The organism is Pseudomonas sp. MDT2-39-1, from assembly GCF_054898085.1.
Window position 1 is genome coordinate 2071880 of record NZ_CM142716.1, and the last position, 15452, is coordinate 2087331.

16 protein-coding genes, 1 pseudogene and 1 riboswitch are annotated in these 15452 nt (G+C 59.4%); of the genes and pseudogenes, 8 read left to right on the plus strand and 9 right to left on the minus strand.

The window, feature by feature from the left end:
- Positions 1–57: 57 nt before the first annotated feature.
- Entirely contained in the window at positions 58–687 is a 630-nt protein-coding gene (locus ACYZTM_RS09975; protein WP_131059458.1) for a LysE family translocator, read from the minus strand.
- Positions 688–726: 39 nt separating this feature from the next.
- A pseudogene (locus ACYZTM_RS09980) lies at positions 727–852 on the minus strand (metal ABC transporter ATP-binding protein); the annotation flags it as partial.
- A gap of 72 nt (positions 853–924) precedes the next feature.
- Here ACYZTM_RS09980 and ACYZTM_RS09985 point away from each other — a divergent pair.
- From ACYZTM_RS09985 to ACYZTM_RS09995, 3 genes are all read left to right on the plus strand, one after another.
- Complete coding sequence (locus ACYZTM_RS09985) at positions 925–1890, plus strand: 2-hydroxyacid dehydrogenase (RefSeq protein WP_131059459.1); 966 nt, start codon at positions 925–927, stop codon at positions 1888–1890.
- A gap of 33 nt (positions 1891–1923) precedes the next feature.
- Positions 1924–2922 carry a methyltransferase gene (locus tag ACYZTM_RS09990; RefSeq protein ID WP_461988429.1) on the plus strand — a complete coding sequence of 333 codons (999 nt, stop codon included), beginning with the start codon at positions 1924–1926 and terminating at the stop codon, positions 2920–2922.
- A 39-nt stretch (positions 2923–2961) separates the two neighbouring features.
- Positions 2962–3086, plus strand: a riboswitch (yybP-ykoY riboswitch).
- A gap of 89 nt (positions 3087–3175) precedes the next feature.
- Positions 3176–3760, plus strand: a complete 585-nt coding sequence (locus ACYZTM_RS09995; protein ID WP_131059461.1) for a TMEM165/GDT1 family protein — start codon at positions 3176–3178, stop codon at positions 3758–3760.
- Between the two features lie 122 nt (positions 3761–3882).
- On the opposite strand, the gene ACYZTM_RS10000 is transcribed toward ACYZTM_RS09995, so the two are convergent.
- Positions 3883–4701 (minus strand): M48 family metallopeptidase, encoded by an 819-nt coding sequence (locus ACYZTM_RS10000; RefSeq protein WP_461988431.1) that lies wholly within the window; start codon positions 4699–4701, stop codon positions 3883–3885.
- A 272-nt stretch (positions 4702–4973) separates the two neighbouring features.
- Here ACYZTM_RS10000 and ACYZTM_RS10005 point away from each other — a divergent pair, with 272 nt between their 5' ends.
- A complete protein-coding gene (locus ACYZTM_RS10005) occupies positions 4974–7115 on the plus strand; it encodes a methyl-accepting chemotaxis protein (RefSeq protein ID WP_131059463.1) in 2142 nt (713 codons plus the stop codon).
- Between the two features lie 99 nt (positions 7116–7214).
- Here the strand turns inward: ACYZTM_RS10005 and ACYZTM_RS10010 are convergent, their stop codons facing one another.
- Genes ACYZTM_RS10010 through ACYZTM_RS10020 form a run of 3 tightly spaced genes read right to left on the minus strand, consistent with a single transcriptional unit; the run spans position 7215 to position 8326 of the window.
- On the minus strand, positions 7215–7838 hold the full coding sequence (locus tag ACYZTM_RS10010) for an SOS response-associated peptidase (RefSeq protein WP_046048287.1): 624 nt from the start codon (positions 7836–7838) through the stop codon (positions 7215–7217).
- 35 nt (positions 7839–7873) lie between these two features.
- Positions 7874–8134 carry a putative signal transducing protein gene (locus ACYZTM_RS10015; RefSeq protein ID WP_131059464.1) on the minus strand — a complete coding sequence of 87 codons (261 nt, stop codon included), beginning with the start codon at positions 8132–8134 and terminating at the stop codon, positions 7874–7876.
- 9 nt (positions 8135–8143) lie between these two features.
- Positions 8144–8326, minus strand: a complete 183-nt coding sequence (locus ACYZTM_RS10020) for a CPXCG motif-containing cysteine-rich protein (protein WP_131059465.1) — start codon at positions 8324–8326, stop codon at positions 8144–8146.
- Between the two features lie 139 nt (positions 8327–8465).
- Between ACYZTM_RS10020 and ACYZTM_RS10025 the strand changes: the two genes are divergently transcribed.
- Positions 8466–9632: a 1-acyl-sn-glycerol-3-phosphate acyltransferase gene (locus tag ACYZTM_RS10025; RefSeq protein ID WP_131059466.1), complete on the plus strand. Its 1167-nt coding sequence runs from the start codon at positions 8466–8468 to the stop codon at positions 9630–9632.
- A 260-nt stretch (positions 9633–9892) separates the two neighbouring features.
- Here the strand turns inward: ACYZTM_RS10025 and ACYZTM_RS10030 are convergent, their stop codons facing one another.
- Positions 9893–10171, minus strand: coding sequence for a hypothetical protein (locus ACYZTM_RS10030; RefSeq protein WP_131059467.1), 279 nt, complete (start codon positions 10169–10171; stop codon positions 9893–9895).
- 192 nt (positions 10172–10363) lie between these two features.
- Between ACYZTM_RS10030 and ACYZTM_RS10035 the strand changes: the two genes are divergently transcribed.
- Entirely contained in the window at positions 10364–10570 is a 207-nt protein-coding gene (locus ACYZTM_RS10035; protein WP_010458215.1) for a hypothetical protein, read from the plus strand.
- A 193-nt stretch (positions 10571–10763) separates the two neighbouring features.
- Here ACYZTM_RS10035 and ACYZTM_RS10040 read toward each other — a convergent pair whose 3' ends face one another.
- Positions 10764–11348, minus strand: a complete 585-nt coding sequence (locus tag ACYZTM_RS10040) for a YajG family lipoprotein (RefSeq protein ID WP_131059468.1) — start codon at positions 11346–11348, stop codon at positions 10764–10766.
- A gap of 205 nt (positions 11349–11553) precedes the next feature.
- Here ACYZTM_RS10040 and ACYZTM_RS10045 point away from each other — a divergent pair, with 205 nt between their 5' ends.
- On the plus strand, positions 11554–11787 hold the full coding sequence (locus ACYZTM_RS10045; RefSeq protein WP_131059469.1) for a hypothetical protein: 234 nt from the start codon (positions 11554–11556) through the stop codon (positions 11785–11787).
- Positions 11788–12525: 738 nt separating this feature from the next.
- The gene (gene mqo / locus ACYZTM_RS10050; protein ID WP_461988435.1) at positions 12526–14034 is read left to right on the plus strand and encodes a malate dehydrogenase (quinone); all 1509 of its coding nucleotides are present in this window, start codon (positions 12526–12528) and stop codon (positions 14032–14034) included.
- A 123-nt stretch (positions 14035–14157) separates the two neighbouring features.
- On the opposite strand, the gene ACYZTM_RS10055 is transcribed toward mqo, so the two are convergent.
- Positions 14158–15426 carry an IS110 family RNA-guided transposase gene (locus tag ACYZTM_RS10055; RefSeq protein ID WP_461983557.1) on the minus strand — a complete coding sequence of 423 codons (1269 nt, stop codon included), beginning with the start codon at positions 15424–15426 and terminating at the stop codon, positions 14158–14160.
- Positions 15427–15452 lie beyond the last annotated feature (26 nt).

Sequence of the window (15452 nt, forward strand, 5' to 3'; positions counted from 1 at the left end):
AATGCTAGCTTTGCGCCAGCATTTGCGGGAAATCGTTATCTGTCGGGCACTGCGCGATCAATGCGCCTCGGTAAACGCGAGTTTCACGCCGATGGCGATCAGCACCACACCCATGGTCCGGTCGAACCAGTGGCCCATGCGGGCGAAACCGGCACGCACGCGTTGCTGACTGAACAGTCGCGCCACCAGGCAGAACCACACGGCCGTCGCCACTGCGAGATAGATTCCGTAGCTCGCTTGTACCGCCAGCGGCGTGTGCGGGTTGATCACCACGGTGAACAACGACAGGAAGAACAGCGTGGCTTTCGGGTTCAGGCCGTTGGTCACGAAACCTGAGGTGAAGGCGCCGCGCGGCGTGCGTTCGCCAGCTTCTTTGTGCAGATCGTCGGCAACCGGTTTGGCCGGTTGAGCGCGCAAGGCCTTGTAGCCGATGTACAGCAAGTAAGCGGCAGCCGCCCATTTCAAGGCGTTGAACAGCACGATCGACTGCGACACGATCAGGCCGATGCCGAGCAACGAATAACCGACGTGCAGGAAAATCGCGGTACCGACGCCCAGCGCTGTCCAGGTTCCGGCGCGACGGCCGTGAGTCACGCTCTCACGTACCACCACGGCGAAATCCGGGCCGGGGCTGGCGACGGCGAGCAAGTGAATCAGGGCAACGGTCAAGAACTCTGTCCAGTACATGGGGGCTCCTCTGGGGCAGATCGGTCTAATTGAAATTTACAAGGTCTCCCCCTGTGGGAGCGGGCTTGCTCGCGAAGAGGGAGTGTCAGTCAACATCTTTGTTACCTGACACGCCGCCTTCGCGAGCAAGCCCGCTCCCACAGGGTCAGTGTCCAGCCTGGCAATGGGTAACCATTTGTTTCATCTGGTAGGCTCGGCAGATTACGCCTTCAGTTCAATGCACAAAAGGTACAGTTGATGACGAACTCTCGCCGCGCCGTTTTCCTCGACCATCCGTCGCTGGATTTGGGCGATCTCGACCTCAGCCCGTTGCGCGACTGCTTTGACGACTTGCAACTGTTCGCACAAACCGCGCCGGAGCAGGTGATCGAACGCCTCAAAAGCGCCACCGTGGCCATCAGCAACAAGATCCTGATCGACGCCGCCGCCATCGCTGCCAGCCCGGACCTGAAGCTGATTTTGATCACTGCCACCGGCACCAATAACGTCGACCTCGCGGCCGCTCGCGCCCACGGCATCACGGTCTGCAACTGCCAGGGTTACGGCACGCCGTCGGTGGCGCAGCACACGATCATGTTGCTGCTCAACCTGGCCACGCGTCTGGCCGATTATCAGAAAGCCGTCGGTGAAGGCCGCTGGCAGCAAGCGAAGCAGTTCTGCCTGCTGGATTACCCGATTGTCGAACTCGAGGGAAAAACCCTCGGCCTGCTCGGCCATGGCGAATTGGGTGGCGCGGTCGCGCGGCTGGCTGAAGCGTTCGGTATGCGCGTGCTGCTGGGCCAGATTCCGGGGCGCCCTGCCCGGCCGGATCGTTTGCCGCTGGATGAACTGCTGCCGCAAGTTGACGCCCTCACCTTGCATTGCCCACTCAACGAGCACACCCGTCACTTCATCGGTGCCCGAGAACTGGCCTCAATGAAACCCGGCGCTTTCGTGGTCAACACCGCACGCGGTGGTTTGATCGATGAACAGGCGCTGGTCGATGCCTTGCGCAACGGTCATCTGGGCGGCGCGGCCACCGATGTGCTGAGCGTCGAGCCACCGAACGCCGGCAATCCATTGCTGGCCGATGACATCCCACGGCTGATCGTCACGCCGCACAACGCCTGGGGCAGTCGCGAGGCGCGGCAGCGGATCGTCGGTCAGTTGACCGAAAACGCGCAGGGCTACTTCAGCGGTAAAGCGCTGCGGGTCGTCAGTTGATAGACTGCGGCACTTTTTTTCACAGGAGCAGTTATGGATCCGCGCAGTGAAGTACTGCTTCGTCAGGCCGAGTTATTCCAGGGTTCGGTGCTGTTGGCCGGTTTGCCCGCCGACGACTTGCTGGGCCGCCTGCCCGATGCCCACGGCTGGTGCTGGCACGCCGGCGATCAAGCGGCGCTGGACGCGCGTTTTGCCGAGCGCAGCCATTTTGGTGTGAACGCGCCCGAGCGTGAGTTCGAGACAGCCGTGGTGTTTTTGCCCAAGTCCAAGGACCTGACCGACTACATCCTCAACGCCCTCGCCTCGCGCCTGACCGGTCGCGAGTTGTACCTGGTGGGTGAAAAACGCAGCGGCATAGAAGGCGCGGCCAAGCAACTGAACCCGTTCGGCAAGCCACGCAAGCTCGACAGCGCGCGGCATTGCCAGCTCTGGCTGGTTACCGTGGCCAACGCGCCAGAAGCCAAGTCGCTGGAAAGCCTGGCCCAGACGTATGAGTTGCCGCTGGCCGAAGGTCCGCTGAAAGTCATCAGCCTGCCGGGCGTGTTCAGCCACGGTCGGCTGGATCGTGGCAGCGCGCTGCTTCTGGAGCATCTGGACAAGTTGCCGAGCGGCCACTTGCTCGACTTCGGTTGCGGTGCGGGCGTGTTGGGCGCCGCCGTGAAACGCCGTTATCCACACAATCAGGTCACTTTGCTGGACGTGGATGCGTTTGCAGCAGCCAGCAGTCGCCTGACACTGGCCGCCAATGGCCTGGAAGCCGACGTGATAACCGGTGACGGCATCGATGCGGCACCGATGGGTTTGAGTGCAATTCTGAGCAATCCACCGTTCCATGTCGGCGTCCATACCGATTACTTCGCAACCGAGAATTTGCTGCGAAAAGCAGCCAAACATCTGAAAAACGGCGGCGAACTGCGCTTGGTAGCGAACAGTTTCCTGAAGTACCAACCGCTGATCGAAGAGCACTTGGGCGTGTGCGCGATCAAGGCTGAAGGACAGGGTTTCAGGATTTACCGGGCCAAGCGTGGATAAAACTTTCTGCTTGCCCAATCGGATTTGCCTAGGCAGAATCCGCTCCGTCCTAGGGGAGTAGTCTCCCACGAGCGTCATGCTCGTCCGGCATACGTCAACATACTTGGTCAACAGACCATGGCGTATGCGACCCAAGCGTCCGCATCAGACGGATCGCAGGGTTTGACAAGACCTATGACACGAACACCTTACCCGGGGCGGGAAGGCTGTACGTGTCATAGCCGTGTCGACCCGCCCCTTAGGAAAATCCCTGATGCTGGACTCTCTGCTCGTTCCCACCGCAATCGTTGCCTTGGCCGAAATCGGCGACAAAACGCAACTGCTCGCGCTCATTCTCGCTGCCCGCTTTCGCAAACCCTGGCCGATCATTGCCGGCATCGTCGCCGCGACCCTGGCCAACCACGCGGCAGCCGGCGCAGTAGGTGCCTGGTTCGGGAGTTTCTTCTCGGATGCAGTGTTGCACTGGATCCTCGCAGCGAGCTTCGCCGCGACCGCGCTGTGGACCCTGGTGCCGGACAAGATGGACGACGATGAAGCCAGCACCGCCCGCAAGTTCGGGCCGTTCCTGACCACGCTGATTGCGTTTTTCCTGGCCGAAATGGGCGACAAAACCCAGGTCGCCACGGTGATGCTCGCCGCGCAATACCCGGAACTGTGGCTGGTGATCATCGGCACCACCGCCGGGATGTTGATTGCCAACGTGCCCGTGGTGTTGGCGGGTAACTTTGCGGCGGACAAATTGCCGCTCACCCTGATCCGTCGCCTGGCGGCGTCGGCGTTCTTTATCCTGGCGATTGTGGCGGTGTACAAGGCGATGCAGAGCAGTGGGTGGGTTTGACGCGGTAGGTCGTTAGACCGCGTTATCGTTCTTCGCGGGCAAGCCACGCCCCTACAGGGATGCGCTGAACTGTAGGAGCGAGGCTTGCCCGCGAAGGCATCAGCAGCCTCACTGCATGACTATCAGGATTTAGGCGCTTTCTCGTACAACGGCATCACCTTCGGAATCGCCCCCTGCAACGCCGCCGTCCGGCTGGACGAAGCCGGGTGAGTACTCAAGAACTCCGGCGGCGCGCCTTCCGAGGCTTTGCTCATCTTGTTCCACAACGTGATCGCGGCGTTCGGGTTGTATCCGGCACGGGCCGCCAGTTCGAGGCCGATCAGGTCCGCCTCGTTTTCATTGCCACGACTGTTGGGCAAGGTCATGCCGTATTTCGCCACGGTGTCCGCCAGGGCCAGGCTGTCCTGGCCCAGACCGAGCAACGCGCCAGCGCCCTGCTTGGCCATTTCGACGCCGTACGCCTTGGACATCGCTTCACGACCATGCTCGCGCAGGGCATGAGCAATTTCATGCCCCATGATCGCGGCGATTTCATCGTCGGTGAGTTGCAGTTTGTCGATCAGCCCCGTGTAGAAAAAGATCTTGCCGCCAGGCCCGCAGTTGGCGTTGAGCTCGTCGCTCTTGATCAGATTGACCTCCCATTTCCACTGGGCCGAATCCGGACGGAAAACCGGCGCCTGGGCAATCAGCCGGTCGGCAATCATCTGGACGCGCTTGGCATCGTTACTGGTCTTGTCCAGCACGCCTTTGGTGTTCGCCTCTCCGACAGTCTTTTGATAAGACTGGGCGTACATCTGGTTGACTTCGTCAGTGGACAACATACTGAACATGTACTGCTTACGCTCAACGCCGACGGCGCCGCCGCTGGTGGTATTGACTGACTGACAACCGGCAAGCAGCAAACCTGCACTCAGCGCACACACAACCAATGTCTTGTTCATCAAAAAACTCCCTGGAAACATGGCGCGTATCCTGGGCGGGAATGTTATCGACGCCAGTTACGCAGATGAGTAGACGCACATTTCAGCCAAAGCTCTCATGGCCGTAGGAAAAAATTCACATACCGACGCTGGCCCCGGCCGACAACGGCCCCGCAATGATTCATTTGCGACATCCAACACTCCAAAACAGCCATTTCGCCCGACCCCGCTCATGACCCTCCAGGCTCCTGCCGATAAACCTCCGCAGACGTCCTCTTGCGTGCGGAGCACCCATGAAATTCAAGTCGATCCAGTTTTCCGTGGCAGCCCTCGCCGGCGCCATCGTTCTTAGCGTAGTCGCCGCGCTGGTGCTGTACGCACTGTTTTCCGGCGCGCGGACGCAAGACATGGTCCAGGAGCGGACCCAGGCGCAATTCGAGCAAGTGATCGAGCAGCGCCTGACCTCTCTGGCGCAAACCCAGGTCAGCCAGATCCAGCGTGAGCTCGAAGCGCCGCTGCTGATCGCCGGCGGCCTGGTGCGGGCCAACGCGCTGATCGGCACACCGGGCGCCGATGGCCAGCCGCAGCTGAGCCTGAGCCGTGAGCAGTTGATCAGCCTGATCAAGGAAAACGTGGTCAAGAACCCGAAAATTCTCGGCACTTATATAGGCTGGGAAAAAGACGCGCTTGACCACAACGACGCGGCCTACGTCGATACCAAAGTGGTCGGCATCGACGCCAGCAACGGGCGCTTCCTGCCGTGGTGGTTCCGCAACGAGGACGGCACCCTGGGCCTGGACAAACTGGTGGACGTCGACGACCAGAAAACCCTGTCCACTGGCGTGCGCGCCAGCGAATACTACCTGTGTTCGAAAGAAGCCAAGAAATCCTGCGTGATTGATCCCGCGCCCTACAAGGTCGGCGACAAGATCGTCATGCTCGCCTCCTTTATTGAACCGATCATGCTCAACGGCGCCTTCCAAGGCATCGTCGGCGCCGATCTGTCGGTGAACTTCATCCAGGAAATGTTGTTGGGCGCGAATCAGAAACTGTACAGCGGCGCAGGGGAAATGGCGCTGATCGGCGGTAATGGCCGGATCGTTGCCTACACCAAGGACCCGAGCAAATTCGGCGAAAAAGTCAGCGACATTCTCGACAGCAAACAGATCGCCAACATGGCTAACCTCAAGCGCGGCGAAGTGACCTACACCGTCGACAAGGCCCAGGGCCGGATCGAGCTGTACCTGCCGTTCGGCATCGGCCAGACCGATGCGCGCTGGACCTTGATGCTGCAACTGCCGCTGAACGCCGTAATGGCCGACCTGCAAAAACTCCAGGGCGACCTGGACGCTCAACGCAAATCCGACACCTTCGGTATGGCCATGGTCGGTTTATTGATCGCCGGTATCGGTTTGCTGGTGATCTGGCTGGTGGGCCACGGTATTGCCCGTCCGCTCAAGCAAATGGTCGCGATGCTCGACGATATCGCCAAAGGTGAAGGCGACCTGACGCGCCGCCTGACCAGCGACCGCGCCGACGAACTGGGCTCGATCGCCAAAGGCTTCAACACGTTCCTCGCCAAGTTGCAGGCGATGATCACCCAGGTCGTGACGTCGGTGCAGAGCGTCAGCGATTCGTCTGAACACACCGCCGACATTGCGATCCGCACCAACATTGGCGTGCAGAAACAAATGGCCGAAATCGATCAAGTGGCCACCGCGGTGCATGAAATGACCGCCACCGCGCAAGACGTGGCGCGCAACGCGACCCAGGCTGCGCAAGCCGCCAGCCATGCCGATCAGGCAGCGGCCCAGGGCATGCAGATTGTGCGCGATACGTCAAACTCGATTGGCGTGCTGGCCGTGGAAATCGGCAAGGCTGTCGGCGTAGTACAGACCCTGGCCAAGGACAGCGAGAACATCAACGCGATCCTGACCGCCATTCGCGGGATCGCCGAACAAACCAATCTACTCGCCTTGAACGCGGCCATTGAAGCCGCCCGCGCTGGCGAACAGGGCCGTGGTTTTGCGGTGGTGGCCGATGAGGTGCGCAACCTGGCGCAGAAAACCCAGAAGGCCACGGAAGAAATCCAGACCATGATCCAGCAGTTGCAACAAGGCACCCGCGATGTGGTGCGGGTGATGGAAGACAGCCAGAGCCGTACTGACGAAAGCGTGCAGCATGCGGCGAAAGCGGCTGAAGCACTGGAGACGATTACTCAGGCAGTGTCGGTGATCAATGACATGAACACGCAGATTGCCAGCGCGGCTGAGGAACAGAGCGCGGTGGCGGATGACATTAATCGTAACGTAATCAACATCGGGCAAGTGGCCAATGAAGTGGCTGGCGGGGCGGATGAATCGAGTGCGGCGAGTGCGGATTTGACCAAGCTGGCTGAGCAGCAGCGGCGGTTGATCAATCAGTTCAAGGTTTGATCCAAAGGCCCCTTCGCGGGCAAGCCTCGCTCCTACGGGTTAAGTGATCCCCCCTGTAGGAGCGAGGCTTGCCCGCGAAGGCGTCAGCCCAGGCAACCATCAGCCGGGGGTCAAACACTCCGGCCCATTCAGCTTCGGATCATTCACCAGATTCGCCAACACCCGCTCGCGCAACGCCGCAGGCTCACTGGCCAGCAATGCCTGCAACGCATGCAAAGGTGTTTCAGGATTCAGCCACGCCTCCTGCCCCGCCGCATCCAGAATCAACGGTCGACGCTGACTCGCCGCCGGTTGGGTGATCACTGCCGTGCTCAACCACACCTGCTCCTGCACCGGATACGCTTCCCAGATGGCGGCAAAAAACAAAGTCGAGCCCTCCCCCGGCGTCAGCCAATAGGGGCGCTTGCGGGTCGTACCACGCCACTCGTAAAAACCGTTGGCCGGCAGCAGGCAACGGCGTTCGCGCAAGGCCTGGCGAAACATCGGTTGTTCGGCGACCGTTTCGGCCCGGGCATGGGCCGGGGTGCGGGAAAGGTCAGTCAGCCACGGCGGCGTCAAACCCCAACGCGCTCGAGCCAGCTCACGCTGACCGTCAACGCCTGCACGCAGCATCAACACCGAATCATTGGGGGAAATATTCCACTGGGCCTGCTGATCGGCGGGGAAGCCAGGCAGGGCCGCGAAGGCGGGGTTCCAGCGAAACAGGGCATAACGTCCACACATGGGGCAACACGACTCTCAGTAAAACGAACGCCAGCCTAACAGACCAGCGTGCCGGGAAAACTGTCCGGTTCATCGCCGGGCAGTGGCAGCGCGGCATTGTACGCGGTGATCAGCTCGCGGGCGTATTCGGCCTGGTCGTTATCCACCGACAAGCCCAGCAGGCCATAGACCGGCAATTCGCCGGTCCCGCCAAGCAAATCGCGCCCCACCAGATGCGCCTCGATGCCCTCGCTGGCCAGCATGCCTTGCAGCAACTCACCTTCCATCAGGTTTTCCGGCTCGTAGATTCGCTGCATAGACGCCCCTCACTCGTTTTCGCTGAACACTTCGAGATGCCATTCCGCTCCGTCAACCTGCAACACAAACGTTATCGGCCGACAGCACACCTGACAGTCCTCGATATAGGTCTGATCGCCCCCGGACAGATCCACCGTCGTCTCAACCTCTTCACCACAATACGGACATTCATACTGCGCAGTTTCCAGCATCGCGGTCTCCCAAGTGACTTATGCGTATAATCGCCGGTCTATTTGCAGGGCTATTTTTGTCTGGCTACCTTTTCAGACCGTGCCCCGTTGGTTTTCGAGCAAAACCTTTACTTACCCTAGCCGTTTCTAACAAGAGAGCATGATGGGCGAATTCGATGCCATCCGACCGTACGACGATAGCGAAGTCCCAGCGGTGCTGGACAGGCTGCTCGGCGACAAGGCGTTTCTAGACATCCTCATCCACTTCCGCTTCCCGCGTTTTGCCGGTGCTTTCGGCTGGGCGCTCAAACCTCTTATAGCTCATCGGCTGCGCCGTGAGTTCGCCGATGTCAGGTCGGTGGCCACGTTGCAGGATAAAGTCGAGATGTACGTCGACCACACTATCGAACGGGCCACGGACGGTGTGACGTACACCGGCGTCGAGCAGTTCAAGTCCGGCAGCGCGTACCTGTTCATCGCCAACCACCGCGACATCGTGATGGACCCGGCCTTCGTCAACTACGCCGTGTACCACGCCGGCCTGCCGACACCGCGCATCGCGATCGGCGACAATCTGCTGCAAAAGCCCTTCGTCAGCGATCTGATGCGCCTGAACAAGAGCTTCATCGTGCACCGTTCGATCACCGGTCGCCGCGAGAAGATGGCGGCGTATCAGCTGCTGTCGGCCTACATCAACCACTCGATCCGCAACGATTGCGCCTCGATCTGGATCGCCCAGGCCGAAGGCCGGGCCAAGGACGGCGACGACCGCACCGAGTCGGCGATCCTGAAAATGTTCCACATGAGCCGCAAGGACGAGCCGTTCGGCGAAGTCATCCGCTCGCTTAACGTCAGCCCGGTGTCGATCAGCTACGAATACGACCCGTGCGACCAGGCCAAGGCTCGCGAGCTGTTCATCCGCGCTACCACCGGCAGCTACACCAAAGTCCCGGGTGAGGACGACGTCAGCATCGCAAAGGGCATCACCGGCTACAAAGGCCGGGTGCATGTGAACTTCGCCGCGCCGATCACCGAACTGTTCGACGACACCAAGCAATTGGCGATCGAAATGGACCGGCAGATCCTCGGCGGCTACCGATTGTTCCCGGTGCACTACCTGGCTTACGCCCAGTGGAAGGACGCCGACCCGCAACTGCAGGTGCCGAAAGCTGCCGAAATGTTTGCGGCGGATGAACTGGCCAAGGCGCAGGAAGAATGGCAACGCCGTCTGGAAGACTGCCCTGAGGAACATCGTCCGTTCATGGTGCTGCAATATGCGACGCCGGTGCGTAATCAGTATCGCGTCAAGGCTGGTTTACCGCTGTAATTGCCCTGATACAACAACGGCGCCTTCGGGCGCCGTTTCTATTTGCCTGACACAACATTATTGTGGCGAGGGGATTTATCCCCGTTGGACCGCGCAGCAGTCCCGAAACCTGCAATCACATTTCTTCAGACATACCGTGGGTACCGATTTTACGACTGCTGCGCAGCCGAACGGGGCGGTGCGACGTTTCGCTAAATCCGCTCGCCACAGAGTCCTCTCAACACATCAGCTCCCTCACCACAGGGTTCTGCGTCAGAGATTCAAAACCGGGTGCTGATCCACGACACCAGCAACGCCAACCCCAGGCAGGCGAAACCGAAACGGTAGAAGAACCGGTTCATACGCAAGGTTGCCCAATCCAGGATGGGCTCCTCGCTCGGGCGGCTCTGGCGCTGGGCGACCAGGCTGGCCATGGCGCGTTGTTCGCGGCGACGAGTAGCGTGCAGCAGCCAGCCGCCCGGGAAGGCCAACAGCAAAGCCAGCAGGTTGATCAACTTGGCGGGATGGTTGGTGAACAGCGAAATCAAATGCAACGACATCACGGACCTCGGCAAAACAGGTGTGGCGGACGCCGAACCGACGACTGCGGCGCGGATTCTACCGAAAGCCTGTCCACCTGCCCCACCTTTCCGACAAATAACGAAACCACTGACCAAATGTTGCCCTGTGTCACGGCTCCGTCATCTGAATACGCCAGTCTGGCGCCCCTCGAAACCGACACGGAAACCGTCATGCTGCACGCCGAAAACCAGGACCGCCTCTACCTCATCGCCCAGAGTGACGAACAACAAAACCTCGTAGGAAGCCTCGCCTTTAACGTCCAGGACCGCCACTGGCTGGTTTATTGCGCGCTGGGCGGGCATCAACATGCGGATTTGCCTGAGACGGATTTGCTGACAGGTGTGAGTGTGCTGGATTTTTATTCGCAAGCTGCCTGACCACCACTGACCTCTTGTGGGAGCGGGCTTGCTCGCGAAAGCGGTGTGACATTCAACATTTACGTCGTCTGACACACCGCTTTCGCGAGCAAGCCCGCTCCCACATTTGTTCGGGTGGAACTCACGAAAATCAACAGGCATGAAAAAGCCCGGGCCATTGCTGGCACCGGGCTTTTTTGAATCTCGCGGACCGTTATTCGCTGAGAATCTGACCAATCGTCGGATCCTTGAACAGACGCGTCAACGCATCGCTCAACACATCACTGACCAGTTTGGTGTTGGTTTCCTGATTCGGCGCCATACCAAAACGCTGATCCAGGGACGCACCGTAACGACCGCTGTAACGACGGTTGGCGTTCTGCACATCAGAGCGGAACGTCGCGCCGATGGTCGCCTCGGTCACGTACATGCCTTCTTTGGGCGACTGGTACTTCAGCTCGGCCAAGGTCACCGTCAACTGCGGAGCATTCGGCGCATTCGACGTCGGGGTAAAGCCCAGCAGCCGCACGGCCGCCTCGGCCTGAGCCTGCAACTTCGGCAGGACCTGCGCGCCCTGCACGGTGATCGCGCTGGTCTCGGGGTACAAGCCACCACGGGTGCCCAGGGTTGGCGACGGACGACCGTCCACCACACGCACTACCACCGGCTGACCACGGCCGACCGGCGCCAGCTGAGTCGTCAGCTTGGGTTCAGGGTTCAGTTGTTGCGGGCTGTGGGCGCAGCCGACGAGGGTCAAACTGGTCACAGTGATCAAACCGAACAACAGGCGTTGCAACATGCTCTTCTCTCCAGAATCAGGCACAAACAGGCCCGCAGTATAGCGGTGGGCCATCGTCGCTAACTAGCGTCTCGCAATGAATACTGAAATGTCTGACAAACCCTTGGGAAACCGGTTCCTGTCACACATCTGTCATCGCCCATACACGTTCACGTCACGGCTCGCTGGCAACCTTCACATCAGGTCACCCACAAGGTACTTCCCCATGCGTTATCTCATTTCGCTGTTCGCGCCACGTCCGTTGCACCGCAGCTTCGCCCTGCTCGACCGCAATGGCCACTGCCAGGCGTTCAAGCAGTGCAGCCTCCAGCCGATGGGCGATGGCTGGGTCGAAATCGAAGAAATCCGCCTCAACTGGCTGCATCATCCTCTGCCCCCGAGCGCCCGTGTCAGCCAACGCCAGCCACGTGCACGGGTGCAACATCTGTTGACCACCTGACCAGACACCTAATAAAAGTCATTAAACACGTCCATTTCCCCGCGTTTCTTAGATACAATCTCCCCCCGATTATAAGGACGTCTCCTGATCGGGCCTCGCAGCATCGTCAATGCTTCGGTATTGGCACCCCGCACCGCCCACAGAGAGCCGCCCACACAGATCGAGTGAAGCTGGCGCGCTTGCTGTTCCTTGAGCAAAACCCCCACTTTTCGCGAATCTGCAGAGCTGTCATTACGCTCGGTTACTGAGGTGTTTGCCCGTTTTGCCTGTCATGTACCCCATGACGGCAATCCATCCGGGCACAGTGCCAGGCTGGGACAGCCCTTTTTTGAGGTTCACGTCTTCAAAAGAGCGTGAAAAAAACGGGTTTTCACAACTTCACAAGAGTGTGGCGAGCAAATGAATAGTTTTGCGTCTGAACATGCACCATTAGCGTCTGAAACAGCCCAACGACACAGGACCGAGTACTCCTCGAACACCGGAGCCTGAAGCCTGTCCGCTACGGATTTGGTTGCACAAACGGATGTCTCGACCATAAGTCGAATTGCCAGCCGCGCGCTGAGATGAGTTCATGTAACTCTTTAGGCCCGGCCGCATGCATCCGTCGAAGTTGCGAAAAATTGCGAAGATTCGGACATGGCGATACTGCCATAGGTACCTGGGGCATCACTGACACGCCCCTGAACGCCTGGCAGCCATGCCGACAATTTGGTGCTGCAGATTTTGGAGACGCGTTAAATGGCGCATAACGAAGCAGTCGACGTAGTACTGGTTGGGGCCGGCATCATGAGTGCCACCCTTGCCGTACTGCTCAAAGAACTCGACCCCGCGATCAAGCTGGAAGTCGTCGAGCTGATGGATTCCGGTGCCGCGGAGAGTTCGAACCCGTGGAACAACGCCGGTACCGGTCACGCCGGGCTGTGTGAGCTCAATTACACGCCGCAGGCCGCCGACGGCAACGTCGACATCAAGAAAGCCGTGCACATCAACACTCAGTTTGAAGTGTCGAAGCAGTTCTGGTCCTACCTGACCAAAAAAGGCACTTTCGGCTCGTGCAAGACATTCATCAGCCCGGTGCCGCACCTGAGCTTCGTGCAAGGAAATGATGGCGTTTCTTTCCTCAAGGAACGCTTTAAGACCCTGAGCAAGCACCACGCGTTCTCGGACATGGAATACACCGAAGACAAGGCCACCATGGCCGAGTGGATGCCATTGATGATGCCGGGCCGTCCAGCCGACGAAGTCGTCGCGGCCACCCGCGTGATGAACGGCACCGACGTCAACTTCGGCGCCCTGACCAATCAACTGCTCAAGCACCTGACCAGCGCACCCGATGCCCAGGTCAAGTACTGCAAGCGCGTGACCGGCCTCAAGCGCAACGGCAGCGGCTGGACCGTCAGCATCAAGGACGTCAACAGCGGCAACTCCCGTGAAGTCGACGCCAGGTTCGTCTTCCTCGGCGCTGGCGGCGCGGCACTGCCGCTGTTGCAGGCGTCGGGCATCGAAGAAAGCAAAGGCTTCGGCGGCTTCCCGATCAGTGGCCAGTGGCTGCGTTGCGACAACCCGGAAGTGGTCAAACACCACCAGGCCAAGGTCTACAGCCAGGCGGCGGTGGGTTCGCCACCGATGTCGGTGCCGCACCTGGACACCCGCGTGGTCGACGGCAATAAGTCCCTGTTGTTCGGACCTTACGCCGGTTTCACCACCAAGTTCCTCAAGCATGGTTCCTTCATGGACCTGCCGATGTCGGTTCGCGCTGGCAACATCGGCCCGATGCTGGCCGTGGCGAAAAACAACATGGACCTGACCAAGTACCTGGTCAGCGAAGTGATGCAGTCGATGGAGCAGCGTCTGGACTCCCTGCGGCGCTTCTACCCTGAAGCGAAAGCCGAAGACTGGCGCCTGGAAGTGGCCGGCCAACGGGTGCAGATCATCAAGAAAGACCCGAAAAAGGGCGGCGTTCTGCAGTTCGGTACCGAACTGGTCGCGGCCAAGGACGGTTCTCTTGCCGCCCTGCTGGGCGCGTCCCCAGGTGCTTCGGTGACTGTTTCGATCATGCTTGAGCTGATCGAAAAATGCTTCCCGAACAAGGCGTCTGGTGAATGGGCTGCCAAACTGGCGGAAATCTTCCCGGCTCGGGAGACGGTTCTGGAAACCGACGCTGCGCTGTATCGCAAGATCAATGCGCACAACAACGTCGCGCTGGAACTGGTTGAAGCCAGTAACGAGACCGAAAGCTACGCTTGATTCGGTCGCATAAAAAACGCCCCGTCCTCATTGAGGGCGGGGCGTTTTTTTATGGGCTGTGCAACAGATGGCCTTAAGATCCTCGGTGTTAGTTACACCGCCTTCACGCCCTGAGCCTTTCCGTCAACGCGGTTTTGCTGTGTCCAGCTCGCTGGTCAACGGTGAGCCGTGCCGGAGCAAGGCCTGTAAATAAACCTTTTCGTCGTACACGGTACTGGTCTTCCAGCACCGATAAACGATCCGGATCCACTTGAACGCCAAGGCCCTGAGGGCCGCTTGGTAAGAGCTGCCTTTGGCCCTTTGCTGGCGATAATACGCCTCTGCCCACACCGATTGATTGATGCTGTGGGCAGCCCACTCAACAAAGGTCTGGCGCAAAAAAGTTGCGCATTGATAGCGCCAGTGGACGACTTTTTTCTTGCCACTGCGTTCGGTGACCGGGGCAATTCCGGCATATCGCTGCACCGCACTGGCATCCTTGAAGCGATCACGCTGCTCACCAAAGGCGACCATCAACCGTGGGGCAAGCTGCTGTCCCGCGCCGGGCAAGGCCTTGAAGAGTCGGTAGTCGGCCAGGGTGTTGGCAGTTTTTTCGATCTCCCGATCAAAGTCTTTGATCGCCGTGACAACCCCTTTCAGTTGCGAGACCAGGGCCACCACATACAGCGCTGAAGGACTGACCACGCCTGGATCTTCAGTCAACGGCATGGCTTTGGCGATCAACGCCAAACGCTGCTGATTGAGCTCAGCATGGCGAACATTGTGCGCGTGAAGGAACTTCAAAACGCTGGCCGGCCGAGCGTGCTTAAGCACTTCAAAGGTCGACCAGCGCGCCAAAAAATCACAGAAAACCAGCGTGTCATGGTCATGAAACAGCTCAAGAGCCAACGGATAATACTGTTTGAGCATGCAGACCAGACGGTTGCTGAGCTTGACCCGGTCATCGACCAGCCCGCGCCGATGTTCGGTCAGGCTGGCGAGCGAACGCATGGCGGAGCTTTGCTGGACCAGTTGAGGAAACCGTTCGGGGTGATTCAGCAACAGCTCAAGCGCCCATTGAGCATCCGTTGGATCATCCTTGGCGCCACTGGGGACGAAGGTTTTACGGTGCCGGGCCAAGGTGCTCGGATTGATCGGAAAGATACAAAAAAACTCATATTTTTGCAGAGCCGCTATCAGTGGGCCTTTGTTCAACTCCACGGCGATCGCGATAGGGCCACCGTAACGTTGATGCAGCGACTTGGCCCAGCGATCAATCGACTCGGGCTTGTGGTCGATGACCTCGAAACTGCGCTGAGCCTCTCCAGCTATCTGCAAACAGATGTCGTGCTTGGCGTCTGCCCAATCAATTCCGATATAAGCAGTGAAACTCTGAGACAGGAGCGTTTGCATGGAACACCTCAACAGGCGCTAAAGTA